The sequence below is a fragment of the Halothiobacillus neapolitanus c2 genome, assembly GCF_000024765.1.
GTDB classification, from domain to species: Bacteria; Pseudomonadota; Gammaproteobacteria; order Halothiobacillales; family Halothiobacillaceae; genus Halothiobacillus; species Halothiobacillus neapolitanus.
Genome location: NC_013422.1, coordinates 2,260,068 through 2,285,625 on the forward strand (window position 1 = coordinate 2,260,068; position 25,558 = coordinate 2,285,625).

General features: G+C 56.8%; 22 protein-coding genes. 4 read left to right on the plus strand and 18 right to left on the minus strand.

Annotated features, from left to right (window positions below):
- Window position 1: 1 nt before the first annotated feature.
- The 8 genes from HNEAP_RS10490 to HNEAP_RS12370 all read right to left on the minus strand — a co-directional run bounded on the left by HNEAP_RS10490 (window position 2) and on the right by HNEAP_RS12370 (window position 12,490).
- Window positions 2–655, minus strand: coding sequence for a hypothetical protein (locus tag HNEAP_RS10490; protein WP_012824957.1), 654 nt, complete (start codon window positions 653–655; stop codon window positions 2–4).
- A 360-nt stretch (window positions 656–1,015) separates the two neighbouring features.
- A complete protein-coding gene (gene trpE, locus HNEAP_RS10495) occupies window positions 1,016–2,524 on the minus strand; it encodes an anthranilate synthase component I (protein WP_012824958.1) in 1,509 nt (502 codons plus the stop codon).
- A 103-nt stretch (window positions 2,525–2,627) separates the two neighbouring features.
- On the minus strand, window positions 2,628–3,308 hold the full coding sequence (locus tag HNEAP_RS10500) for a phosphoglycolate phosphatase (protein WP_041601053.1): 681 nt from the start codon (window positions 3,306–3,308) through the stop codon (window positions 2,628–2,630).
- 22 nt (window positions 3,309–3,330) lie between these two features.
- Window positions 3,331–4,017 carry a phosphoglycolate phosphatase gene (locus tag HNEAP_RS10505; RefSeq protein WP_012824960.1) on the minus strand — a complete coding sequence of 229 codons (687 nt, stop codon included), beginning with the start codon at window positions 4,015–4,017 and terminating at the stop codon, window positions 3,331–3,333.
- On the minus strand, window positions 4,017–4,712 hold the full coding sequence (gene rpe / locus HNEAP_RS10510) for a ribulose-phosphate 3-epimerase (RefSeq protein WP_012824961.1): 696 nt from the start codon (window positions 4,710–4,712) through the stop codon (window positions 4,017–4,019). The genes HNEAP_RS10505 and rpe overlap by 1 nt, the downstream gene beginning before the upstream one ends.
- Before the next feature lie 108 nt (window positions 4,713–4,820).
- The gene (locus HNEAP_RS12365) at window positions 4,821–5,405 is read right to left on the minus strand and encodes an SPOR domain-containing protein (protein WP_012824962.1); all 585 of its coding nucleotides are present in this window, start codon (window positions 5,403–5,405) and stop codon (window positions 4,821–4,823) included.
- Window positions 5,406–5,435: 30 nt separating this feature from the next.
- Complete coding sequence (argS, locus tag HNEAP_RS10520; protein WP_012824963.1) at window positions 5,436–7,202, minus strand: arginine--tRNA ligase; 1,767 nt, start codon at window positions 7,200–7,202, stop codon at window positions 5,436–5,438.
- 203 nt (window positions 7,203–7,405) lie between these two features.
- Window positions 7,406–12,490: a beta strand repeat-containing protein gene (locus tag HNEAP_RS12370; protein WP_012824964.1), complete on the minus strand. Its 5,085-nt coding sequence runs from the start codon at window positions 12,488–12,490 to the stop codon at window positions 7,406–7,408.
- 124 nt (window positions 12,491–12,614) lie between these two features.
- Between HNEAP_RS12370 and HNEAP_RS10530 the strand changes: the two genes are divergently transcribed.
- From HNEAP_RS10530 to HNEAP_RS10540, 3 genes are all read left to right on the plus strand, one after another.
- Window positions 12,615–13,478 (plus strand): AraC family transcriptional regulator, encoded by an 864-nt coding sequence (locus HNEAP_RS10530; protein ID WP_012824965.1) that lies wholly within the window; start codon window positions 12,615–12,617, stop codon window positions 13,476–13,478.
- Between the two features lie 94 nt (window positions 13,479–13,572).
- A complete protein-coding gene (gene folE, locus HNEAP_RS10535) occupies window positions 13,573–14,184 on the plus strand; it encodes a GTP cyclohydrolase I FolE (protein WP_012824966.1) in 612 nt (203 codons plus the stop codon).
- A gap of 10 nt (window positions 14,185–14,194) precedes the next feature.
- Window positions 14,195–14,950, plus strand: coding sequence for an SDR family oxidoreductase (locus HNEAP_RS10540; protein WP_012824967.1), 756 nt, complete (start codon window positions 14,195–14,197; stop codon window positions 14,948–14,950).
- Between the two features lie 298 nt (window positions 14,951–15,248).
- Here HNEAP_RS10540 and HNEAP_RS10545 read toward each other — a convergent pair whose 3' ends face one another.
- From HNEAP_RS10545 to HNEAP_RS10560, 4 genes are all read right to left on the minus strand, one after another.
- Entirely contained in the window at window positions 15,249–15,524 is a 276-nt protein-coding gene (locus tag HNEAP_RS10545; protein ID WP_012824968.1) for a hypothetical protein, read from the minus strand.
- A gap of 206 nt (window positions 15,525–15,730) precedes the next feature.
- Entirely contained in the window at window positions 15,731–16,498 is a 768-nt protein-coding gene (locus HNEAP_RS10550; protein ID WP_041600437.1) for an ABC transporter permease, read from the minus strand.
- Window positions 16,499–16,575: 77 nt separating this feature from the next.
- Window positions 16,576–17,556 carry an ATP-binding cassette domain-containing protein gene (locus HNEAP_RS10555; RefSeq protein WP_244856366.1) on the minus strand — a complete coding sequence of 327 codons (981 nt, stop codon included), beginning with the start codon at window positions 17,554–17,556 and terminating at the stop codon, window positions 16,576–16,578.
- Window positions 17,516–18,784, minus strand: coding sequence for a 3-deoxy-D-manno-octulosonic acid transferase (locus HNEAP_RS10560; protein WP_012824971.1), 1,269 nt, complete (start codon window positions 18,782–18,784; stop codon window positions 17,516–17,518). Before HNEAP_RS10560 ends, HNEAP_RS10555 begins: the two co-directional genes overlap by 41 nt.
- Window positions 18,785–18,829: 45 nt before the next feature.
- Here HNEAP_RS10560 and HNEAP_RS10565 point away from each other — a divergent pair, with 45 nt between their 5' ends.
- Window positions 18,830–19,780: a lysophospholipid acyltransferase family protein gene (locus HNEAP_RS10565; protein WP_012824972.1), complete on the plus strand. Its 951-nt coding sequence runs from the start codon at window positions 18,830–18,832 to the stop codon at window positions 19,778–19,780.
- On the opposite strand, the gene HNEAP_RS10570 is transcribed toward HNEAP_RS10565, so the two are convergent.
- From HNEAP_RS10570 to HNEAP_RS10595, 6 genes are read right to left on the minus strand one after another with little or no spacing between them, the layout of a single operon-like run.
- Window positions 19,781–20,914 (minus strand): glycosyltransferase family 4 protein, encoded by a 1,134-nt coding sequence (locus HNEAP_RS10570; protein WP_049772531.1) that lies wholly within the window; start codon window positions 20,912–20,914, stop codon window positions 19,781–19,783. It lies immediately after the preceding gene.
- Entirely contained in the window at window positions 20,898–22,175 is a 1,278-nt protein-coding gene (locus HNEAP_RS10575; protein WP_012824974.1) for an O-antigen ligase family protein, read from the minus strand. The genes HNEAP_RS10570 and HNEAP_RS10575 overlap by 17 nt, the downstream gene beginning before the upstream one ends.
- Window positions 22,172–23,005 (minus strand): glycosyltransferase family 2 protein, encoded by an 834-nt coding sequence (locus HNEAP_RS10580; protein WP_012824975.1) that lies wholly within the window; start codon window positions 23,003–23,005, stop codon window positions 22,172–22,174. The genes HNEAP_RS10575 and HNEAP_RS10580 overlap by 4 nt, the downstream gene beginning before the upstream one ends.
- Window positions 23,002–23,772: a polysaccharide deacetylase family protein gene (locus tag HNEAP_RS10585; protein ID WP_012824976.1), complete on the minus strand. Its 771-nt coding sequence runs from the start codon at window positions 23,770–23,772 to the stop codon at window positions 23,002–23,004. Before HNEAP_RS10585 ends, HNEAP_RS10580 begins: the two co-directional genes overlap by 4 nt.
- Before the next feature lie 36 nt (window positions 23,773–23,808).
- Complete coding sequence (locus HNEAP_RS10590) at window positions 23,809–24,462, minus strand: 2OG-Fe(II) oxygenase (RefSeq protein WP_208107185.1); 654 nt, start codon at window positions 24,460–24,462, stop codon at window positions 23,809–23,811.
- Window positions 24,462–25,556, minus strand: coding sequence for a glycosyltransferase family 4 protein (locus HNEAP_RS10595; protein ID WP_012824978.1), 1,095 nt, complete (start codon window positions 25,554–25,556; stop codon window positions 24,462–24,464). Before HNEAP_RS10595 ends, HNEAP_RS10590 begins: the two co-directional genes overlap by 1 nt.
- Window positions 25,557–25,558: the final 2 nt, after the last annotated feature.

Consider the following 25,558-nt stretch of genomic DNA (forward strand, 5'->3'; position numbering starts at 1 on the left):
CTTATTTCCGGGGCCTCGGCAGCAATGTATTCGGGTCGATTACCCCGCCATGGGGCATGGTCTTTCCCGCTTCCAATTGCAATTGGGCACCGGTGTGCCAGTTGAAGCGGCCTTGCCGGTAGCGGGCAATGCACTGGTCGTCTTGCGGGGCACAAAGCTGGGCCACGCAACCAAGAACCCACCAGTACGATTCTTTGACCGGATCTTGATGAGTGATGGAATTACGGTAGGCAGCTGAGTTACCGAACAGGGCGTGCGGAGCATAGCGCACCAGTGCGCCTGGCTTGAACGGGCCGGAATTATATTCCTCACGGGTCAGCGATACGGTGACTGAACGGCGCCCCGTCGAGGAAGGCACCGTGATCGACACCAGTTGCATGAAATCGAGATAATCCTGCGCATTGGCAGGCACCTTCTGCCAATAACCATTGGCCCGCGCCCAATGGAAAACAGACATCATCTGCTTAGGCGAAGCCACTGATTCAACCACCCCAATTACAATATCCGGCGTGCTTTCCTTCGCCAGCAGGCCGCAGTGGTTGTGCTGGCAATCGAACGCAATATCATGGGATTGCGCATCAACGCACGGACTGCCCAGCATGAGCATCGATAAAAAGAACAGGCCAAAGAGCCGTTGCCGATCAATTCTCCACACAAGACCAGCCTCCTTGCCAAAGGAATATCCGCACCAATCCATCCCTGATTTCGTGACCATACCCCTGCTTTACGCGAATCTGGCTTGGGGCTCATGTTCAAACACACCCGGGGCAGTACATGCCCTGCACGGGAAAGTTCGCATTTGTACAGACCTTCCTGGGGGATCACTGCATACAGTCCCCACTTCATCAGCCGCCAAGCATAGTGGGCATATCTGTCAAATCGTTGCCAATATAACCAATATGCAATGCAACTCACTGTAGGGCTTTTCAGAAATGAATGTAGGTTTATTCCACGTATCCGTGGTTTAAGCCATGCATGGGAACCTCAAGAGGTCCTTCGATCTACCCGTAGCTGATCAACCGCGCCTTACTGCGCCATCCACCCCCGCCTGCGCGACCGCGGCGGCGCGGAACAGGGCTCGGCGTTTGTTAAGGGTTTCTTCCCACTCGTTGGCAGGAATGGAGTCGGCGACGATGCCGCCACCGGCTTGGATATGGAGTTCACCATCTTTGAGGACGCCGGTGCGGATGGCGATGGCGGTGTCCATGTTGCCGTTCCATGCCCAGTAACCGACGGCACCGGCATAGACGCCGCGCTTGACGGGTTCGAGTTCATCGATGATTTCCAGTGCGCGGATCTTCGGCGCGCCGCTTACTGTGCCTGCCGGGAAGGTGGCGCGGAGTACGTCGATGGCATTGAGACCTGCTTTAAGCTGACCGGTCACTTGCGAGACGATGTGCATCACATGCGAATAACGTTCGATGATCATGCGTTCTTCGAGTTTAACGGAACCTATTTCAGCGACACGACCGGTATCGCTGCGCCCCAGATCAATGAGCATGACGTGCTCGGCGATTTCTTTGGGGTCACTCAGCAGTTCCTGTTCGAGCGCGAGATCTTCCGCATGGGTTTTGCCGCGCGGGCGTGTGCCTGCAATCGGGCGCACGGTGATTTCGTTGTCTTCGAGACGGGCGAGAATCTCGGGGCTTGAGCCGATGACCTGATGATCGCCGCAATCGATGTAATACATGTAAGGCGAGGGGTTCAGGCTGCGCAGGGCGCGATACAGGTCGATCGGTGGCGCATCGTAGCCAATGGTCATCCGTTGGCTGGGCACCACCTGCATCACGTCGCCTGCCGCGATGTATTCTCGGATTTTCAGCACGGCCGATTCATAACCTTCGCGGGTGAAACTGGCTGTAAAGTCGTTTTCGTCGATATGCCTAGGCTGGGCCAGTGGCGCGTAATGCACCTGCTCGCTGCGCAGGCGCTCGGTCAGGGCATCCAGATGATGCGCGCCCGCTTCAAGGGCATCGGCTTGGGCCGGATCAACCAGTGTCACCAGCAGAAGCTGGCTGGACAAGTTATCGACCACCACGACCTGTTCGGACACCATGAGCAAAATATCGGGCGTGCCCAACGGGTCGGGCTTGGGCGGGCTGGCTGCCAGCCGTGGCTCGATATAGCGAATGGTTTCGAAGCCGAAATAACCCACCAGCCCGCCATGAAAACGCGGCATACCTTCGGGCTCGAACACACGGAAACGGCCCTTGAACGACTCGACCCAGGCAAGTGGATCATCCGCTTCGGTGGTTTCAATCAGTTCATTGTCGCGGCGCACTTCGATCTTGTGACCATAAACACGCAGCACCGTACGGGCCGCGAGACCGATGATCGAATAACGCCCCCAGCGTTCGCCACCCATAACCGATTCGAACAAATAACTGTTGGGCGCGTCGGCCAATTTGCGATAGACCGACAACGGCGTGTCGTAATCGCCGGATATGGCGCGGGTGAGCGGGACGCGGTTATAGCCTTCGGCGGCAAGTGCCTTCAATTGAGCAGATGTTGGAGCAAACGACATGACAATTTCCTTACATTTTAGCGCGTTACAGCACTACAGATAGAGGGGAGATGAATAACTCAGCCCCGCCATCGCCCTGTTGTCGGTTGTCGTGCCGCTCGCATCATGATGCCGTACCGATCAATTTGGGGAATTCGGTCATCGAATCGATCACCGCATCGGGGTGATAATTGCGGATGTCTTCGCCGTGGTTGTAGCCATAGCTCATGCAGATAATGGAAAAACCGGCCGCACGCGCTGCTTTCACATCGGAGATTGAATCGCCGATCATCAACGCATCGCGTGGGTGCACCTTGAACCAGCCCGCAGCGTAAATTAGCGGGGCGGGGTCGGGCTTTTTCAGGGGCAAGGTGTCACCGGCAATGACGGTTTCGAATGAATCAAACAGCCCCATGTCCTTGAGTAACGGCAAGGTGAATGCGGCGGCCTTGTTGGTAACACAACCGACGGACAACCCCAGTGATTGGACATAGGCAATGCCTTCCTTCACGCCAGGAAATACGCAGGAATGCTTGCCGTTGGACTCGGCATAAAACCGTCTGAAAATCGGCATGGCCTTGTCGAATAGTGCCGCATCGGGCGTACCATGCAGATCGTCGGTGAGCGCGCGTTCGACCAGGCGCTCAATACCATTACCTACCCAGTTCCGAACATCGGCTTCTGCACGATGGGGCAAGCCGATTTCATCTTGCATCTGGTTGACGGCAACCAGCAGATCCGGCACAGAATCGATCAGCGTACCATCCAGATCGAACAACACCATTTTGGGCGTTAATATCATGATAAAACTCGGATACTGTAAAAACTTAATGAGCGGAGCCGGCGACCAACAAAGATGACAACTCATCAAGCGAGTCGATCATCGCATCGGGATCATAATCGCGAATATCGCGTCCGTGATTGTAGCCATAGCTCGTACAGACGATATTAAATCCGGCGGCACGCGCGGCATTCAGATCGGAGACGGAATCGCCCACCATCAGAGCACCCGTCGGTTCAACCCGAAACCAGCCCGCCACATAAAGTAACGGCCCCGCATCGGGTTTTTGCACCGGCAAATCATCGCCGCAATGCACATGATCAAAAAAACGCAACAGGCCGGTTTCTGCCAAGAGCGGCTCGGTGTAGGCGCGGGGCGTGTTGGTCATCAAACCCACGGGAATATCGAGTGTGCGCACGAATTTGAGCCCATCGATGACGCCGGGGAAAATTCGAGTGAGTTTGCCATTGGTGGCCTGATAAGCACGATCAAACGCAGCGACGGCCTCATCAAGCAGCGCCTCATCGACTTTGCCATCCATTTGACCGGTCAAGGCTCGGCTCACTAACGGCTTGATGCCATTACCGATCCAATCACGCACCTGTTCAATGGTGCGTGTCGGACGACCGAGCTCAGCCAGCATTCGATTGACCGCTTCGTGAAGATCAGGCACCGAGTCCACCAAGGTGCCGTCCAGATCGAACAGCACCAAGTTGGGCGCGAATTGCGGCATTACTTTTTAACCTTGGCGAGTTCTGCGCGGAACTCGGACAGAATGGTGTCGTAACGGTTCGCGTCACTTGAATTGGCCTTGCCAAACAGCGCCGAACCGGACACAAAGGTATCCACACCCGCTTCGGCAATTTCACGGATATTGGCTGGGCTCACGCCGCCGTCGATTTCAAGACGGATGTCGGTGCGACCGGAGGCATCGATGATTTTGCGTGCGGCACGCGCCTTGTCGAGCACGTAAGGAATGAATTTTTGACCGCCGAAACCGGGGTTGACCGACATCAGCAGAATCATGTCTACTTTTTCGATGGCGTATTCGAGCACGTCCAGCGGTGTGGCCGGATTGAACACCAAGCCGGATTTGCAGCCGTGATCGCGAATGAGTTGCAGACTGCGGTCCACGTGCTCGGAGGCTTCGGGATGGAAGGTGATGTAGGTCGCGCCCGCTTTGGCGAAGTCGGGGATGATGCGATCGACCGGCTTGACCATCAAATGCACGTCAATCGGCGCGGTCACGCCATGTTTGCGCAGGGCTTCACACACCAGCGGGCCGATGGTCAGGTTGGGCACGTAGTGGTTGTCCATAACGTCGAAATGCACCCAGTCGGCGCCGGAAGCGATAACCTTATCGACCTCGTCCCCCAGTGCGGCGAAATTGGCAGACAAGATACTCGGTGCAATGATGAAATCAGACATGCGGTTTCCCCATAAATTAAAGTAAAACTGTTGTGCAATGTACCCGAATCGACCGCAAAAATTAAGCCACAGCGATCCTGTCGGGCAAAAATCCCGAAAAATCAGGAATCAAGGCGCCACTTTCGGTGGCAGCGTATCAATATGGGCATCAGACAGACGCTTGCGCAACGTGGCGAGTTGCTCCTGTTTGATTGGGCCGATCTGAATTCGGTAATAGGTTTTGCCGTTCACGCTGGCGGGACGAACTTCCGAAACAAAGCCCTGCATGGCGATTTCAGCCTTGCGACGGTCAGCCTCGGCCTCGGTGGCAAAAGAACCGGCTTGTATCCAGTAGTTTCGCTCCGGCTCCTTGTTTGCCGGGGTTCCAGCTGTCTTGCTTTCCGATGTCGCTTTGTCCGGCACAAGCTCCTTATCCGGGGTCGCAACGACCGGACCGTTGTTCTGCTGAGGCAACAGGGTGTAAAACTCGAAATCCGGCTTGACCGGTGGCTTTTCATCCGGCTTTTTGACCGAACGGGCATCCTGCTGCCCCGAGCCTGAACCCAGATGTGTGTCTTTCTTCCACAGATGCGAGGCGACGTAACCGAGCAGCACAACAACGACCAGCAGCAGCACAACAATCCATTTTCCCGCGGAACCAGCGGGCGGATTGCTGCGGCGACGATTGGTCGGCGTGCGTTTGCTTTGAGCCATGTGTGAAGTTACCTGATTTAAATTTACGGCTTACATTTCTTCCGGTGCGCTCATGCCGAGCAACGCCAGACCATTGGCCAAAACCTGCCGCGTGGCGGCAATCAAGTTCAGACGCGCGTCACGCAACGGCGCATCATCGGCCACGAGAAATGCGTGCGCATTGTAATAGGCATGAAAATCCTGCGCGAGTTCACGCAGATAATGGACGATCAGGTGTGGCTCAAGATTGACGGCGGCACGTTGCACGGTATCACCGAACTGCGAGAGGCGTTTGAACAGCGCCTGCTCATGCGATTCGGTCAATCGTGCGTAGGCGCTGCGGCCGTTTTCGGCATCGTGGGTAAATCCGCGCAGCGGCAACTGACGGAATACGCTGCATACCCGCGCGTGGGCATACTGGATGTAATACAGCGGGTTGTCATTGGACTGGCTTTTCGCGAGATCAAGATCGAAATCCAGATGCTGCGCCGCCGCGCGCATGACATAGAAGAACCGGGCCGCCTCGTTGCCGACTTCCTGGCGCAGTTCGCGCAGGGTCACAAAGCTGCCGGAACGGGTCGACATCTGCACGCGCTCACCACCGCGATACAGGATCGCAAACTGCACGAGGGAAACGTCGAGCCGGGACTCATCAAACCCCAACGCGGTCAGCGCCGCCTTCACACGGGGCACATAACCGTGGTGATCCGCGCCCCAAATATCGATCACGCGATCAAAGCCGCGCTCGAATTTCTCCATGTGATAAGCGATATCGGAGGCGAAATAGGTGCTTTGGCCGTTATCACGCCGCACCACACGGTCTTTATCGTCGCCAAACTCGGTCGATTTGAACCACAGCGCGCCTTCTTTTTCGTAGATTTGGCCGCGCTCTTCCAGCTTGGCAATCGCGCGGTCGATCAAGCCGCGATCTTCCAGCGTCTGCTCGGAATACCATTGCTCATACTCCACGCCGAATTCCCGCAGATCGTCGCGAATATCGGCCAGAATCGAGTTCAGGCCCGCATCGAATACCGTGCGGTAACGCGTTTCGCCCAACAGGGTTTTTGCCCGCTCGATCAAGGTGTCGATGTATACATCCTTGTCCCCACCCTGCGGCTCATCCGGCGGCAGGTTGGTAAATACATCCTCCGTCGACACGAACATTGTGTCGCCATGCTCGGTCTTGAGCGCTTTGGCGATGTCGAAAATGTACGCTTCGGATTTATAGCCGTTCGCGGGGAAAGTTAGTTTGGCGCCACAAGCTTCCAGATAACGCAACCAGATGCTGACGGCCAGAATATGCATCTGCCGCCCAGCATCATTCACATAGTATTCCCGGTACACGTCGAAACCAACAGCCGCCAGCAAATCCGCCACCACGGCACCATAAGCCGCACCACGGCCATGCCCGACATGCAACGGGCCGGTCGGGTTGGCGGAAACGAATTCGACCTGAACCTTTTTGCCTTCACCAAACCGCGAATGACCGAACGTGCCCCCCGCTGCAAGGATGGTGTCAATCAAAGCAAACGCCGCCGCCGGATCGACGAAAAAGTTAAGAAAGCCAGGGCCTGCAATCTCAATCTGCTTGATCCCCTCGCGATCCGTTAACGCCTCGAGCAGACACTGCGCGGCAACACGCGGCGGCACGCCCATGGGTTTAGCAATCTGCAAGGCAATGTTGGTGGCAAAATCGCCATGGCTGGGGTCTTTGGGCACCGTGAGTGCGGGTGTCACATTGATGGCCGCGTCCATCACGCCTTGTTCTTGCATGAGGCGCACGGCGTTCAACAGACGAAGTTCGATTTGGGCTTTCAATTCAATGTCCAACGTAAAAGGATTTGGGTAAGGATGATTTCAGTAGCCGCTCAGTTTATCCCGCTTGCCATCCATCAGGCAAAAGCCGCAGCGAAGACAGTCATCCTAACGCGCTCAAGTCATCCTATTTACGTTGCACATACCCTGTTCCAAGATCGTTAAATAGCCGCTTCTCCCAACGACATGCGAAATCGCAAGCGCACTTACCAGCGATACGAAACCTTCAGTTGCACACTGTTAAAGTGGCTGTCATGGCTATGTTCACCCTCGTAGGCCAATGTGGTGCGCCACTGATGCCGCGGACTCTCGAAGGTTACCCCTGCACCGGTTGCTAGTGCCGTGTGGGAAGCGCTCCGGGCGGTCAAGGTTTGATCGAGCACGCCGAGCGACAAATTCTGGGTAGACTGGGTGTCACCGGCGTAGGCGTTAACGCCGGCAAGAACCCAGGGGCGAATCTGCATTCCGCCCGCATTGCCAAAATCCACGCCTGCCTTTACCCCGGTGCTGAATCGCCCAAGACTGCTTCCGCGTGATGCGTACGACAAGTTCAGCAAACCCGCTCCACTTTCCTCAAATGCCTGAATATGGCTGTAGAGATAAGCCGCACCAGCATAGGGCTCGATAAACCCTTTTTGGTTTATTTGGTGGCGGTATTTTGCTGTGACAGCGGCCGAACCATACCAGCCGTGGGTGTCGCCCGAGGCCACCAGCCCCGTCGGATCGAGGTGGCGGGTACTGTCCTGTGTGAGTCGCCCCCCACCGACGGAGGCATCGATTCGCCAAGGGCCTTGATTGAACTCACTCAAGGCATACAGCCCCAAACCACCCCCTTGTACTGATTGATAGCTGGTTTGAGTTTGCGTTCGGGTCTGGGCGAAGGCAACACCGGCAGACCAGTCATCTGAAACCGCCTTCGAGGCACCCAGCACAACTCCGTTTTGATCGACAGAGGCGGCATTCGCTCCACCCTGGCCTTTGAGCGCCCGCAACCAGACATGGCGACCATGAGTTGGTGCGTCAGCAAGGGTATCGCCGACGGACAACAGGCTGTGCTGCGTAATCCAAGGCTGTGCGACCGCTGCATTTGCCGTGGTGTACGCAAGGCCCGGGGTTGGTGCCTGAGTCGGAGTCGGAGTCGGAGTCGGAGCTGCCGTTGGCAGAAGTCTCAAGCTGGCTGTGTTGGCCGAATATTGCACGGTGGGCGTGATGTACGCGGCGAATGCCGGATTGTAGGCCACCTGCGCAAATTGCCCGGATACACCGCCATCGGCTTTAATAAGGTCGTATTGCGTGCCGACGGTATATTGACCAGAATCGACAACGACATCCAGTGCCCCGTCAAGCGTGGCCTGGCCGAGCACATGCAATTGATCGTAATCGACGCCCGCCACAGGATTCGTGCTGGGCAGCACTTGTGCCGTCATCACACCGTTGGCACCTTGGGTGTAATTACCATTAACGGTAAGAATGCCAACCGAACCGCCCGGAAACACCGTGCCATCGTTCTGCACATTGCCGCCAATCGTGCCGTGACCGCGCAGGGTGGCGCCGGATTGAACCGCCACATCACCCGGGAGAAAGGCACTACTGTGTTGTTCATCACCGACCATCATCTGGCCGCCAGTGATGTTCGTTGCCCCCGTGAATCCGCTGGCCTGTGCCGCAGTGGTGTTGTATATCCACGAACCGCCATCCATGCTCAGCGTGCCGCTACCACTCAGGGCACCATCAAATACGCCTTGTGCATTCGCCAGATGCAGCGTGTTACTGCCCAGCTTGAGCGCACCGCTGCCACTGATTCCCGCCACGGTCGGATTGATCGTGGCCGCACTTAAATCAACCACGCCGTCATTTTTCACCTGAGAATTGGCAAGACTGCCTTGATTGTTCAGCAGCAGCGATGCGCCCGTGGCAACCACGGTGTTACCCGAATAGGTATTGGCCCCGTCAAACACCAAGGTACCGGTGGTCAGGTTAATACCGCCACTGCCGCTAATCACCCCGGTGTATTCGCTGTTATCACCCGTGAGCGACAGGCCACCGCTGCCCAGAATCATCGCCCCCAGACCACCGATGGTGCCGGTGGTTTGCGTGGCAGAACTGGCGCTGAAATCCAGAGTGCCATCGTTATACAGGCCACCTTGCGCTGGCAAACTCAATGAACCATTGCTACCGAACTTGAGCGTGGCGTTTTGCTGGATGAGCGCAGCGATTGGCAATGAAATGGCACTATCGAAGGTTTGCGTGCCGCCTTGCATCACCAGAAAACCCAACATCCCCGGCGTGCCGGAGCCAAAATTCAACTGCCCGGAAAACACACTGTCTTGGGCGTTGTTGATTTGCAGCGAGTTCGGTTGCGTGAGGTTGACTACGCCATCCCCCGATAGCCCGCCGACCACCACATAATTATTGTTCGATGGATTAACCAGATTGGTGGCCGTGCCATCCAGCGTGCCATTGACGACGACCGTACTGTTAGCCAATGAACCCTGACCACTCAAGGCCAGCGTCGCCGTCGGGTCGATTACAGTATCGCCGTGGTAGGTTCCCGGCAGCGACAGGGTCAATTTGCCGTTTTGCAGATGCAGCCCACCGAACGCGCCCAGAATCTGCCCATCGAAAGACATGTCATTGGCATTGGGGTTGCTGAGCGTCAGCGTCTGATCGCCCAACTGGATATTGCCAGAACCTTGCACTTGCTGAATCGTGGTACCAGCCGTGGTGCCGGAAAGATCCAGCAAACTCAGGGTATTGATGATGACATTGGCAGAATCGGCAATCGAACCGGCGCCCGACAGCGTGAGCGTGGAAGCGCCTCTTAACGTGGTGGTGCCGTTATAGGTATTCACCCCCGATAACGTCTGCGCCGCGCTGGACGCAATCACGAGGTTGCCAGTGGTATTGGTCGCATTGGTGATCGCGCCGGAGAACACGCCGCCCTGATCGTCGATCTGCAAGGCGCGTGATCCGGTGATGTTAACCACTCCATCGCCGTTGAGCGTGCGTACCTCCGCGGTCGATGGGCCAGGACCTGCCACCGTCAGCGTACCATTGACCGTGACATCGGATTTGGGCATGGTCGCCGCCAGATTCAGCAGCAGATTGGCACCGGGGTCGATCAGCGTTTTACCGCTGAAAAATTGAAAGCCCACATCGCGAGTGAAGATCTGCGTGCCGCCGGTTAAATGCAGCGTACTGCCCGCGCCGCCGGTGACCTGCCCGTAAAAAGTCGAGTCGCCGCCATCGGTCAGCGTCAGGCTTTTGTCACTCAGCGCCACCATGCCGCTGCCCTGTAAAAAACGGGTCGTGAAGCCTTGGTTTGTGTTTCCCAAAGAGAGCATGCCATTCACGATTACGCCGTTGGTGATGGTGCCATCCCCATAAATATTCACCTGAGCGCCGCCCTGAATGACAAACGGCAAACCGGTCGTCACCGTGCCGCCCAAGCCCCATTGACCGCCCGACACCGTAAACAAGGCCGCGCCCGTACCGTCGATCATGCCATTGAATACCTGTCCGCCTGCGCCGGTGATGTTGATGCGGCCACTGCCCAGATGCACCACACTGCCTGCATCGCCCGCCAGATCGTCCAGATTTTGCGTATCGCTGTTCTGCGCCAGATTCGAGGCCGATAAATCCAGCACCGAGCCACCGCCCATGCTCACATAGGTATTGTTTCCCAGCACGCCATTGCCGGTGAGCGCCAGCGTCGCCCCATTGCTCAACACGGTAGCGCCGGAATAGGTGTTCTGACCCGCAAAGGCCACGCTGCCGCCATTGATCGACACATCACCCGCACCGCTCAGCACGCCGCCATAGGTGCCGCTGGGATTATTCAGGAACGACACATAACTGCCGCTGCCCATATCGATATTACCGACCAGGCTTTGGGTGGTGCCGATCAAGCCCGTCGCGCCACCGGACAGGGCCCAGTTCTGGCTGGCATCGCCGGTGCCGGTGAGCGTCCACGAACCGCTATTGGCTGCATAGGTGCCAAAACCCACGAGCTGATCGGCACCGATCGTGCCGCCGCCACCGGTCAGCAACAAAGTGTCGCCGCCGTTGGTCGTACCGCTGCTACTGACGATCTTGCCGGTAACCTGCGCCGTGGTATCCAGTTGCACTGTATTGCCACCGCCGCTGAGATCAATGGCATCGGCCGGGTCGCCGCTTGCTCCCGAGCCCGAACCGGACAAACCACCAGAAACGGAGCCTTTGACATCAATCAAACTGCTGCCGGTGGCGATAATGCCCACGCCACCCTGCCCGGCGAACGCCCCCGTGCCGCCGGTACCGCCCGAGACACTGGCATTCTGGTCGATAGTCAAGGTATTACCGGTGCCGAGCACGATGCCCGCGCCGCCGTTGCCCGCTTTATTGCCGCCACCGCCCGTTCCGCCGTTAACCGCGCCGCCAGCGGCCAGCACTGTGGTATTGGTATCGCCAATCACCAAGCCAGCCCCGCCACCACCACCGCCGCCATAGCTATTGTCGTTCGGGTTGAAATAAGCATTACCGCCCGCCCCGCCGGTAAGCGTCCCGCTGAAGGTGGCATTATTGCCGGAGTCGACATAAAAGCCCGCACCGCCACCGCCGCCACCGCCGGAATAGCCATGACCGACAAACAGCGTACCTCCACCGCCCGATCCACCATTTCCACCCTTGCCACCGGTGTAGCTTCCGCTGATCGTCGTCGCGCTACCACCTGCAGTCCAGGATGTGCCGACGCCACCGCCACCACCACCGCCGCCGCCGGAATAGCTCGAACCAGCGATCCCACCGCCACCGCCACCGCCCACACCTTGCGTCTCGAGGCTACCCCCGCCGCCGCCTGCGCCACCATATAACCCACCACCACCCGAACCACCGCCCGTATTGCCTGAACCGCCCGCGGTGGGTGTCGTCGTCCCAGCGCCGCCGCCACTACCACTGCCGCCCGAACCGGCCGTGCCATTGGTCTGGCCGCAGGTGGCGCAACCGCCATAGCCACCATCATTGGTGGGGCTGTTACTGCCCGTACCCTGCGCGCCCAGCAGACTGGCATCCTGCGGTGAGCCGCCATCGCCGCCCGCCGTGCCCGTGGCCGCCAGCGCATTCACACTGAGCAGCAACGCTCCCAAAAGCAGCATGCCCTGGAAGACGCTTGTAGTGACGCGCGTCGAGACGTGGGATGAGGCAGGATTATCCACACGGGATCGGCCTGATTTCCCTGCCCCACGGGCCAATTCAGAAACCACCCGGATCTTGCCGGTGGTACGATGACGAACAAGACGATAAATACGGTTCATGTGCAGTTCCTCTGCGCAAGCATGTACTGAAATTCGGGATCTCAAGATGCCTCCGGGTCAATTCAGAGGCTTTCATGCCGAAAATGTACTTAAATAGCGGAACCAACTTTTAGCCGAAATTGCGATGCCCTCACATAACCCCCGTTTTCAGCGTAACTATCTCGATCAACTCCAGGTATGTCGGCTGCTTGAAGCACGTCAGTCTGACCCGGTGGCGCTCAAGACTTTTTGTGCCGAACACGGTGTGAGTGTCTACACGCTGAATCGGCTGTTTCTGAAATGGTTGGGGCAAAGCCCCCGCAGCTGGCAGCGACGCCTGCGTTTGAATGAAGCCGCCATTTTGCTTGGTCGCACCGATCAATCCGTTTTATCGATCGCCCAAACGGTTGGTTATGAAAGTCAGCAAAGTTTTTGCCGGGCATTCCGGCGTGAGTGGGGGGTCAACCCGACCTGCTTCAGGCGTCAATTCAGGATGCAGCACGGCGATCTGCCAACCCAACCCTTGCGCATGCCGGTGACGCACGGGGTGCTGCCGCCCCTTAAGATCATCAGTCAGCGTTTTGTGGGAAGTTACGATCAGGTGCCGCATTATTGGCGCGTCTTTGGCGCGTGGGTGACACAAACCGGGCTGGACACAAAACAGGGCGTATTCGTCGGAGTCACCTGGGATGATCCCGATGTGACCCCCAAGGGCGAAATTCGCTATGACTGCGGTTTCCTGCCACAAAACCCCGCTTTGCTGGAACAGATTCCGACCTCGTCCGATTTGACGCATCAGACTATTGCCGGTGGTGCTTATGCCGCACTGGCCGGACAGGGGCACTACCATGAGCTGGTTCCTGATCGTTACCAACGGCTGGTTTGTCAATGGCTACCCAGCAGCGGTTGGCAACTGGACTTGCGCCCCGCTCTCGAATGGTTTGCCGAAGCCCCGTGGCGAATGCCGGAACATGAATGGCGCTTCGAAATTCGCCTGCCGATTGCCTGAAACGACACGTTTGTTTGCAGACGACATGCGCGTGCGTCTGCTAAATTCAGCTAGAGGACTTTCCCCCTTGTCTCATTTTGGAATGACTTAACTCATGAGCCCCCTGCACGAAGACGACTTTCCCGAGCCCCTCGACCAGAGCCAGACGCGTATCGCCACCATCGAAGCCGCGGTGCACCAGATTCTTGATGCGCTGGGTGAAGACCCGAACCGTGAAGGCCTGCAAGACACGCCCAAACGCGTCGCCAAGGCATTGCTTTATCTGACACACGGTCTGAACAAGCCGCTGGAAAGTGCGATTGGCAATGCGTTGTTCGCCTCGGATAACGATGAGATGGTCGTGGTTCGCAACATCGAGTTCTACAGCTTATGCGAGCACCATATGCTGCCGATCATCGGTCACGTGGATATTGGCTATATTCCGCAGGGTAAGGTGATCGGCCTGTCGAAACTGGCGCGCATCGTTGATTTATATGCCCGTCGCTTGCAGATTCAGGAAAACATGACCCAACAGATCGCCGATGCCGTGCGTGAATCCACCGATGCCCGTGGTGTGGCCGTTCAGGTGCGTGCCGCGCATATGTGCATGGCGATGCGCGGGGTGGAGAAGGTGAATGCCGAAACAATCACTTCGATGATGCTGGGCACCTTCCGCAGCGATGCGCGGGCGCGTAACGAGTTTTTGCAATTGATCGGCAGGGGTTAGAAGACAACGCATGAACGCTCGCCGAACGCTTCTTATTACTGGCGTCAGTCGCCGCATTGGGGCGCATCTGGCCGCCCACTATCTGGCGCGTGGCGATCGGGTTATCGGCACGTATCGGCAAGAAACAGACGAGTTGGCTAAGCTACGCGAACAGGGCCTGCACGCTGTTCAGATCGACTTGACCGATACGGCCGCCCTAGCCGGGTTGATTGACGACATCGCCGCCTACACCGATCGGCTCGATGCGATTGTGCATAATGCATCAATCTGGCCCAGTGATGCAGATTGTGATGCAGACTGCACCCGACAGCCGCCACTGATCTCGCAGCTCTACCAATTGCATGTCACCACACCCGTTCAGCTGACCCTGGCGCTCCAGCATCGTTTGCCCGCACCGATTAAGGACGGACGCGCCACACGAACGGTGGTGTTTCTCACCGACACCAAGGTATCAGCGGGCAGCGATGGCCATCTGCATTACCTCGCCTCCAAAGCCGCAGCACAAAGCGCCATGCGTTCACTGGCGATCAGCCTTGCCCCACACACCCGAGCCAACGCCATTGCGCCGGGTTTAATCCTGTTTCATGAACAGGATTCCGCCGAAAAACGTGCTAACCGGCTTGCCAAGAACCTGTTGCCGTTCGAACCAGGAGCCGAAGTCATCGCCCAAAGTATGGATTACCTTTTGGATTGCTCCGCCGTCACCGGCATCACCCTACCGGTCGACTGCGGGCTGCACCTGCTCAACCCCTCGGCACGGGATTAACAGGATATTCAAAAGGGCACCTCGAAATACCCGTGATTCGTCGTTCCCGCGAAAGCGGGAACCCAGAAAAATCAAGGCGCTGGATTCCCGCCTACGCGGGAATGACGAGTTTTTCGAGCTTCCCAAAAGGGCTTTCCTGCCATTTTTCGATGCAAGCTGTCTATGCGGCGCAGCAGCGGGCGTTCAAATACCGATATCTGGGCTTGACGCTGTGTTTTTACCACACCATAAAAAAACCCGGCCATGCCGGGTTTTACGTCTTTTCTGGGCAAACCCGTCGGTTGCACAGATTGAGCGATTATTTCTTCGCTGATGATACTTTCTTCATTGAAGCCACATGATGTTTTTTTGCCACTACGTGATGTGCTTTAACATTCTTCTTAACAGCGTGTTTTTTTACAGCATGCTTTTTAACGGCATGTTTTTTAACAACGTGCTTTGCTTTGGCGGGTTTGGCTGCCGCGTGATCCATCGGTGCTGGAGCAACAGGCTCGGCCGCCATAACGACGCCAGAAAAAGCCACCACTGTTGCGACACACGCACCGGCAACCCATTTGAACATGCTTGATTTCATCTAAAAACCCTGACTGAGAAATAATTAAAGAAGCATATAGATGATACGCCTATGATTTAACAAAAACTACAGGATTTTAAAAAAAACAAAACAAATTAAATCAATCAGTTAAAAACAAATTCATTCAATTTTATTAAAAAAACAACACATGTCATAAGGTTGCTCTATTTTTCGGGCATAAAATCAGAAACAGTTCAAAGAAGCGATCATACCCACAGGCGGCGGCGGACCATGGCCACGGCGAAAAAATAGCCTATCAGTGCGAAAAACAGCAGCACAGACAGGTGAAGCACAAGATGCTCAACAGGCTGACCAACAATCAAAGGTCTAATAATTTCAATAGCATGGGTCAAAGGCAGAAACTGCACCGCAACCTGCAAGGCGGGGGGCATACTGTCCAGCGGGAAAAACACGCCCGACAGCATGAACATGGGTGTGACCACCAGAACGAAGTAGTAATTGAAAAAATCATAACTTCCTGCAATCGCGCTCATGATAATGGCTGGCCCCACAAAGGCGAGCCCCATCAGAAAAACGACCGGCAACGCCCACGCAGCCATCCAGCCACCGGGCACCGCGCCGAGCACGGCGGCAACAATCAAAATAGCGATGGCGCTCATTAGGCCCTTTAACGCCGCCCAGATGCTCTCGCCCAGAACGATGTCATCGATATCCATCGGTGTCGCCATCATGGCGTCATAAGTCTTTTGCGGCACCATGCGCGTGAATACCGAGTACATTCCTTCAAAGGAGACGGTGGTCATTGCCGAGGAGGCCACAACACCTGAAGCGAGAAAGACGAGATACGGCAAACCGCCGACTTCACCCACCAGATGCCCGAGCCCCAACCCCAGACCCAACAGGTAAATCAGCGGCTCTCCGAAGTTCAGCACGATGGCCGGGCCGATCAATTTTTTCCAAACCAGGAAATTGCGCTCCAACAGCGCCAATGCCACCCAACGGAACCGCGGCATCGCCCAGATGGTTCGATTTGCTTGGCTTCGACCGGCCTGACTTCGACTGGCTTGGATTCGATTTGTTGTGGATCGACTCATTCTCGCAAACCTCGCCCCGTCAATCGTAAAAAGACATCCTCCAACCCGGCACGTCGGTGGATCACGGTCAGTTCCGAATCATCACCGAGAAATTCGAGAATCGGCGCCGGTGCATGGGTGTAGACATACACCGCAGTGCCTTGACGTTCGGCGTGCGCGCTCATGGATCGCAATGTCGTGAACAAACCCTCGCTGACCGCACCACGCAATTCGATCACATCGCTTTCCACATGACGCGCAATCAGCTCTTTGGGTGAGCCTTGGTCCAGAATTCGTCCGTGATCCATCACGACAAGCTGGTCGCAGAGCCGTTCGGCCTCTTCCATATAATGCGTGGTAAGCACGAGCGTGACGCCACGGGCGCGCAGTTCAGACAGACGGGCCCAAATCAGGTGGCGCACCTGCGGATCAAGTCCGGTCGTCGGCTCGTCGAGAATGACAACATCCGGATCATTGATCAGCGCGCGGGCAATGGTTAGCCGTCGCTTCATGCCCCCGCTCAAGGTTTCAACCTTGGCATCGGCTTTTGCCGTCAACTCGGAAAAAGCCAGCAGCGCCTCGACCCGATCCGCCACTGCGGCGCGCTTGAGGCCAAAGAAGCGGGCGTACATGAACAGATTCTGCCGCACAGTGAAATCCGGATCGAGGTTATCCGCCTGTGGCACCAACCCGACACGGGCTCGAATGGCCCGAGCGTGATCGGGCAACGCCTGCCCCAAAACGGATAAAGATCCCTCGTCGAAATCCGCCAACCCCATCAGCATTTTCAGCGTCGTGGTCTTGCCTGCGCCATTGGGACCGAGGAACCCGAAGCACTGACCCGAAGGAATCGTGAAATCGATGCCATCCACGGCACGAAATTGCCCGAACTGTTTGACAAGGCCCCGCGCGCTAATGACCGGCGCTGATTCGGTAACTGACTTTTTCATCGGCGGATCAAACACGCTCAACTCCTCGATAAATACGATCCAAGGCATCGACGACACGCGCCGTCGACCCTCGATTGGCTTGCACGACAGCATGGGCACGAACTCCGGCTTGTCGCCATGCTTCCGGTTGCGCCCATACAGCTTCCAGGGCAGCCTCTAGGGCGGCGACCACGTCCGCTTCATCTTTCACCATACGCACGGCATCTCGCTCTCGCAGCAATCGGTATACCGCCCGGAAATTATGCACATTCGGCCCGCTAAGTACTGCACGGCCGAACACGGCCGGTTCGATGGGATTATGCCCGCCCGTCATGACAAGCGATCCACCCATGAATATCACTTCGATTGCGGCAAAAAATTGCATGAGCAATCCGGTCTGGTCGACAAGCAGCACCTGGGTTTTTGTATCGACCGTTAGCCCCATCGACGAGCGCTGCATGACCAACCCTCGGCTGGATATCAACGACTGCACTGTTTGTGCCCGCTCAGGGTGCCTCGGCGCCAGAACGAGCAACGCATCGGGATGCTGCTCAAGAATCTGTTGATGTGCATCCAGGACTACTGACTCTTCACCATCGTGGGTACTCGCCGCCAGCCATACGGTTCGGGCACCGGCAGACCATAGATTGACCTCAGGCTGAGCCACATCAAATTTTATATTGCCGCAATCGATAATGCGCTCGTGCATCGCTGCGGGCGCCAGAGCGCGAAATCGCACCTGATCATCTTGCGATTGGGTGCAAATCAGGCCGATACGGTTCAGCGTCTGCTTGAGCAAGGCACCACCCCAGCGGCGATACCGCCGGAATGAACGATCCGACAAACGCGCATTAACCACCGCCATCGGCACGCCGTGCGCCTCGGCCACCTGCGCCCAATTGGGCCACAATTCTGTTTCCATTACGACAATCAACTTAGGCCGCAACCGCCTGATAACGGCACGTTGCGCGAAGGCATAATCAAACGGAGCATAGAAATGCCGCACACCCAATTCCCGCGCCGCTTGCGCACCGGTTTCCGTCATGGTGCTCACCACCAAAGGCACGCTAGGCCACCGCGATTGCAGTGCGCGAATCAATGGTGCCGCAGCCCGGACCTCCCCCAGCGATACCGCATGCAGCCAAACACTTCCTGTTGGCAGGTTATCGGGAATCCGCCCGAATTGCGCCCAGAGCAGCCGGTGCGTTTGGGGAGCGCGAAAGTACCGCCGTAAGGCATCGACAAGCAGCCACGGCAACGCGAGGCCCAGTGCGAGGCGATATACCCACAAACTCATAAAATCCACAAACTCATAAACCAAGAAAAAGAGTCATGAGAAAACATGCACACCGAAGTGCCCGCAGTGATGCCAACTGTTAAAATCTACTTCATGACGCATTCGCTATCCTTTCTGCAAAAAATTTCATTGTGCCTACTCACTTGGCTGCTGCGGGCAATCGCGGCCTTGCCACAATCGGCCCGCCTTCGCATCGGTGCCCTGCTTGGCCGCCTGAGCAAACGTTTCGTCGGTAAGCGACGCAAGATTATGGCGCAAAACCTGCAAACTGCCTTCCCCGATTCGACGGCAGCGTGGCGCGATGAGATCATTAACGAACATTTCGACCGCCTGGGCGCGGATGCGCTGGAATCGATCTGGGGCTGGTATGGCAAAACCGAACCGCCGCCCGCGCACACGGTCACCGGCGCGGAGCATGTTGAAGCTGCACTCGCCCGCGGCCAAGGCGTGATTCTCAATGCCGGCCATTTCACTCAGGGTGAGATGTCCGTTTATCTTGCCGCAAGACGCTGGCCGGTTCATGCCGTTTATCGCCCGAACGACAACCCCGTCATCGATGAGCTGATTAATGTTGGGCGCCGCAAGCACGTGGTCAGTCTGATCGATCGCGAGAACACACGCGCCATGGTGCGTACGCTGAAAAAGGGCGGGATTATCTGGACAGCGGCCGATCAAAGCTTCCACGGCAAACAAAGCGCCTTCATTCCGTTCTTCGGCGTGCAATGCACCACCAATCTGGCCATTCCGATTCTGGCACGGATGGGCAATGCGGTCGTGTTGCCCTATTACGTGCGCCGATCAGGTGAAACCTACGAAGTGATCGTTCACCCACCGCTGGACAATCTACCCAGCGGCGATGATGTCGCCGATACAGCCAGGCTCGTCCACGTACTGGAAGAGGAAATCCGCGCGAAGCCCAGCGCGTATCTGTGGGGGCATCGACGCTACAAAAACCGGGCACCGGATCAAGCCGAGGCAGCAGTCGAACCGGAATAATCAACCTCTGCGTAGAAGGTTGATTTTTTCGTGGATGGTCGACGGCTCAAACACCGTGCGCGCACGATCTGCACCGAGTAACCCGATGGCCTGTCGATAGGCATCATCAGACATCAATCGCGTCAATGCATCCGACAGATGTTCAGCCGTCGGCTCGACCAGCAACCCCGCTTCGCCGACCACTTCCGGCAGGCCGCCGCGATTCGACGCGATCACTGCGCAACCTGCCGCCATCCCCTCCAGCGCCGTTCGGCCAAAAGGCTCTGCCCAGAGCGAAGGCACCACCGCGATGGCCGCTCGATTGAATGCCGCGGTGACCCTCTCATAAGGCTGGTACCAGTCGAACAGAATCCGGTCGCGCATTTGTGGATGAAGGGTTGCCAGTAACTCACGTTCGTGCGGGTACTGCGCCGTAGTTTGCCCAAAATGCCATGCACCGATAAAGCGAGCGCGCCATTCGGGAAACCGGGGCAACACCGTCTGCAACGCCTGTAATAAGGGCAATGCACCCTTTTCGGGAATGAGCCTTCCGACAAACAATATTTCTTTCTGCTTTTCAGCTTCGGGGGCAAATCGAGCCAGATCAAGGGTATTGGGCACAACGACCACACGCGCACAAAGCGATGCGGACACGCCTTCGCACAAACGCTGTCGAATGAATTCACTTACGGCGACGACATAATCGGCACGCATCAACAGACGCTGCCGGTCTTTGGGGGTCTTCAGACCACGAATCGAGTGCGGGTCGTTATGTACATACAGAGATAAACCGAGTTTAAGGTGACTGAACTCATGGAACAGATGCGCCCGATTATGGATTTCCAGTCGCTGCGGTTTCTGGCGTTTTATGGCGCGGGCAATGGCCCAGCGGTAACGTATCGTTTGTCTTGCGGGCCACCATTTGGGCGTCGCCAAACCAACATACGGCACCGCGGGCACAAGGGGTGCAGCACGCAAGGGATCACCCCAAATCGCGCTGCAATCAGGTTCGTGCTCAAGTTGGTTCGCCAGCGTTAGTGCAATCGCGCCCGGGCGATCGACAGAAAAAGCCTCTCGATGCGGGAGGATAATCGCCGTCTCGGTCACCCCATTTTGCCCGGATTGTGGTGGCACATGCTCAGGCTGCACGTGCACGGGCCATCGACCACGCCACACCCGTCCAGATCACGGCCGCCGTCCAGCCATTGAAATATTCCATCGTGCTTTGCAGCGGCCAGAATGTGGTGAGCAAAACGGCGCTACCGAAATAAGCTTGCATCGGCACACCGTGACGAATCGAGTCACCAATCATTTTGGCGAACAACAAGAGCACCATGGTCACGAAAATGACAAAAGCGAAAATGCCGCCCTCGGCCAACATACCGCTATAGAAATTATGCGGATGAATCACCGCGCCATCAAAACCCATGGCGTCGTAGCGGGCCTTGTAGGCGGGCAGATGGGTATCGCAATAGGCTTTGAATTCGCGCGTGCCGATGCCCGTCCAAGGTTTGGCCTCAAATTCGGCAAAAGCCGTCATAAAGTTCAAGCCATACACGCTCTCGTCCAGATTTTGGATGGTGTGAACCGTCGAATCCACGCTGCGATGCACCATTTCTTTTTGGGTGATGGCCACACCGGTCACGGCCACACCGAGCACGACGAGCAGTCCGATCAGCGGCATACGCCAACGACGATGGTGAATCATCACGCCCAGCATCACCAAACCACTACCCAGAAGATAGGTCAGTAACGCGGCGCGCTCGCCCGTTAAAAACAGGAATAATGCGCCGATCGCCGACATACCGGCAATGGCAAGCAATGCCCAGAGTTCACGCCATCGCAATGCGGCGAACCAGACGACCGCCAGCCCAATAAACCAGACCCGATCCGTAAACGTGCCGACCATCGGGTGATCGAATGGCCCGGTCAGCCGAAACGAGCTGGATGGCGCGTGCCCGAAAACATCTCGTCCGATGACATATTGCAGGAAGGTATCCAGCACAATAAACACAATCACGGCCAGCATGGCGCGCTCAAACCAAACCAAGGTATTGGGCTGCCTTGAAAACAACCAGATCAGCGCGGCGGCGAATACGGGCCAGCGGAACGCCAGAACGGCGGATAAGGCCGAGTTGGCCGGATTCACGGAAAAAGGCGAGAGCGCGAGCAAGATGACCGACAATGCCGCCGCCGCGTACACCCAACCTTGCGCCAGCCAGGAAAAATCCCGACGACGAATCGCAACGAACAGCGCGATCAGCACGGTCACGCCGACGGCCACTTCGGCGGGCACCCGCTTGAATAGCACTAAAATCGGCAAGAGCACCACAGCAATGAGCGCCAATTTCTGCGCCCAGTCCATCGGTCGATTGACTAATGACACCGTATTTTGCGCGAGATGATCCGAATTCATGATTTATCCTTGTGTTGAGACGACAGCCCCAAACGCGCACGTTCTGCGGCTTCAAATTTCTTGGCTTCGATGAGAAAGGAATAATACGCACTCGCCATCGCCTGAATCAGTCCGCGACGGCCATCGAGAAACGCCCGCCGGAGCAGATAGTTTTTGAGAAAACGCAGCGGGAAAATCGTAAACAGCTTGAGGGCTGATGGTTTTTTGCCGCGACTGGCGTCCAATTCAGCACGCATCGTCGAGTAATGATTGATCTTCTGCACACGCAGGGCGACCGACTCCACACCGTAATGTTCGACCCAGCCGGGCAGATGTTCGATTTGGCCACTTGTATCCAATTGCACGGATTCATGCACGATCTGCTCGGACAGAAACCGCCCGCGCCCACGTCGCCATAGGCGCACGCGGGAAATCGCCCGTGTATGTTTACTGGCTGGCACGCCGATGAACCAATCGCGGAATCGAACCTGTCCACCCATCACGTTGGGGTCGTCTCGCTGCACCAGTTCGATAATCGCGTCGCGCAGTTCGGCATCGATCACTTCATCGCCATCGAGATTGAGCACCCAAGGCTGGGTACACAGATCGAGCGCCACCTGCTTTTGCTGCCCGTACCCCAGAAATTCCTGATGGACGACATGTGCGCCGTGGCGTTTGGCAATCGCCAGGGTTTCGTCGGTCGAGCCGGAATCGACGATAACAATTTCTGCAAAGCCGGACACGGCAGATAGCACGTCATCGAGCCATTGGGCGCAGTTCTTGGTGATCAGAAATACGCTGACGGGTGCGCCATCGCGCTGATCACGGACAGTGGCGGCCATATCATTCATACGCGATAGCGTCCTCGGGTGATGGTCAGCCAGAACTCAAAACCGTTCATTTGCCCGACCATGGACAAACGCGGCAGACACAACGGATCGAACTTCCGGCGCGGCAGAATCTTTTTCTTGGTGGTCACCGCGGTGGAAAATCCGGCCGCGGCGACCATCGCGACGTGCTTGTCGGAGTATTTGCCGTACGGATAGGCAAAACTCATGCAAGGCCTACCCGTCAGGGATTCCACCGCCGCTTTCGATGCTTGAATTTCGGCCAGCGCCCGAGTGTCGTTGTTCGAAGGCAAGTGAATATGAGTCATCGTGTGGGCGCCGAACTCAATACCTGCCGCGCTCATCTCGGCAATCATTTCAGGGCTCAGCCGCTCGATATCCGGCATGTCGGGCGCAAGATAAATGGTGGCCGGAGCGGAAAATTTTTTCAGGATTGGCCAAGCATGGCTGAAGTTGTCCGCATAACCATCATCGAAGGTAATCGCGACCATATGCGCCGGATTTTCTGCGGCCATCAATTCAGATACAGTCACGAATCGCGCACCGTGCGCAGCCAGCCAGTTCAGATGCGCCTCGAACTGCGTTGTCGTTGCCGTGATTCCCTCGCCCCGAAGTCGATTGGCAGCAGCAGGTTGAATGCGGTGATACATCAAAATGCGCGGCCAGCCGAGCGGCTTCGGCCAACGCCAGACATTGTACCGAGCGGCCAATGCCAGCAGCGCGATGATTCCGACGAACCCCCATACCACGACCAGCCAACCTGCCGTCATGCCGACCGCCTGTTTGGCTTCACGCGCATCTCGCGATTAGTGGGCATTGCCCACCGACTTTTTCCCGCCACCGAGCCAGCGCTTGATTTTGGCCGAAAGCCCGTGCCGCCACTGGCTGCGGCGCACGGCGGCGTCACTGACCACCCAGTTGAGCTGAATGCTGCGCCGTTGCCCGACGAATGGCTTATGCCCGTGCCATGCGTTTTCGGTATTCACGAAGGCCAGCAGGGTGCCGGCATCTGGCGGCACTTCGTCGAACCAATCATCCAGATTATTCGAGCGCAGCAAACGCAAACGCCCCTCCGGGCTGCTCCAACCCGAATTGAGATAGAGCAATACGGTGACCAGCTTGCTGCGCGAATCGGTATGCACACGGCCATCCTGCTCACCGCTAAACCCCCGAATCGTCATCGTCGTCGGCTTGCCCACGAGATCGATGCCTAGTTTTTCAGAAAATTTTGCGGCCACTTCATCGCTTTCGAGATAGTCAACCAGCGCTTTGAAGCTAGGCCCACTGTCGAGTTCGCTCATGGGGAAGCTGCCGCGCTTGGGCACCTCGGGGAAATCTCGGTCGATATCGACCATAACGGACTTGGGCACAAAACCATGTGCCACAAAATGCGCGAAGGGCTCCTTTACCAACGGTGCGGCATCAAAGGCACCAAAATCAACCATATGACTCGCTTCCATCACTCACCCCCCCATGAATTACGCGCAGATGCTACCACGCACTGATAGACCGCCAAAGTTTCAAGCAGTTGGCGCCCCTGACCAAAAGCCTCGTTAACAAAAGCCTTGGCCCTCTGAGCGTATTGAGTCGCAAGCGATGGCTCATTGATCAAACGATTCACGCTCCCCGCAATCGCATGAATATCCGCAGGCTCGATTAGAATACCCTCATCCCCATACTGCAGCATGTCCGGAATGGCCCCGGTACGGGTCCCCACACACGGCAACCCCATGCTCATGGCTTCGAGAAAGGCGATGCAGAACCCTTCCTTGAGACTCGGCTGGAGATAAATATCCGCCGCTTGCAACAGATGGGGTACATCCTGGCGCGCCCCCAAGATGGCAACATGCTCAGCTACCCCCAAATTAATTGCCAGTTCTCGCAGCATGAGATCATCGGGCCCGGCGCCGACCAGAACCAGTTTCGCAGCCGGTTCATTCGACAGAATTTCAGGTAACGCCCGAATGGCGTACGACTGACCTTTTGCGGGCACCAGACGAGCGACGCAGAGAATAACGACAGCGTGACGCCATCCCATCTCGGCACGAATTTGATCACGAGCGCCAAGAGCCTCCTGGAACGGCACAATCGCATTGTGCACGATCGACGCCCGTTCACCTGGAAAACCCAGCGCTAGGAGTGAGTCTTTCACCTGATTCGACACACAGATCACGAAATCCGAACCAACGAATGGGCGAATGCTTTTCACGATATTGTGCGCCGTAGCCACTAAGGGAATGCGGCCCTTCGTTCTGCCGACCATGGATGCGGAGCGGGGCATGTGCGCATGGATCAGGTGCGGAGGATCCCTATGAATAATGCGCCACAACCGCCAAAGGGATAATGGACTCCAACGCCCGCCGCGTCCAAAAAGTGCATATTCGATACCGTGCATATCCAGCGCCACGCTCAGTGCGCCTGCGGCGGGCAAAGCTACACGCACCCTAAGCCCCTTTGCTTTCTGTAATTGACACAAATCCAACACATGACGCTCTGCCCCGCCAATCCCGACAGACCCGACGACATGCAACACATGAAGAGAAGATTCAGTCATTT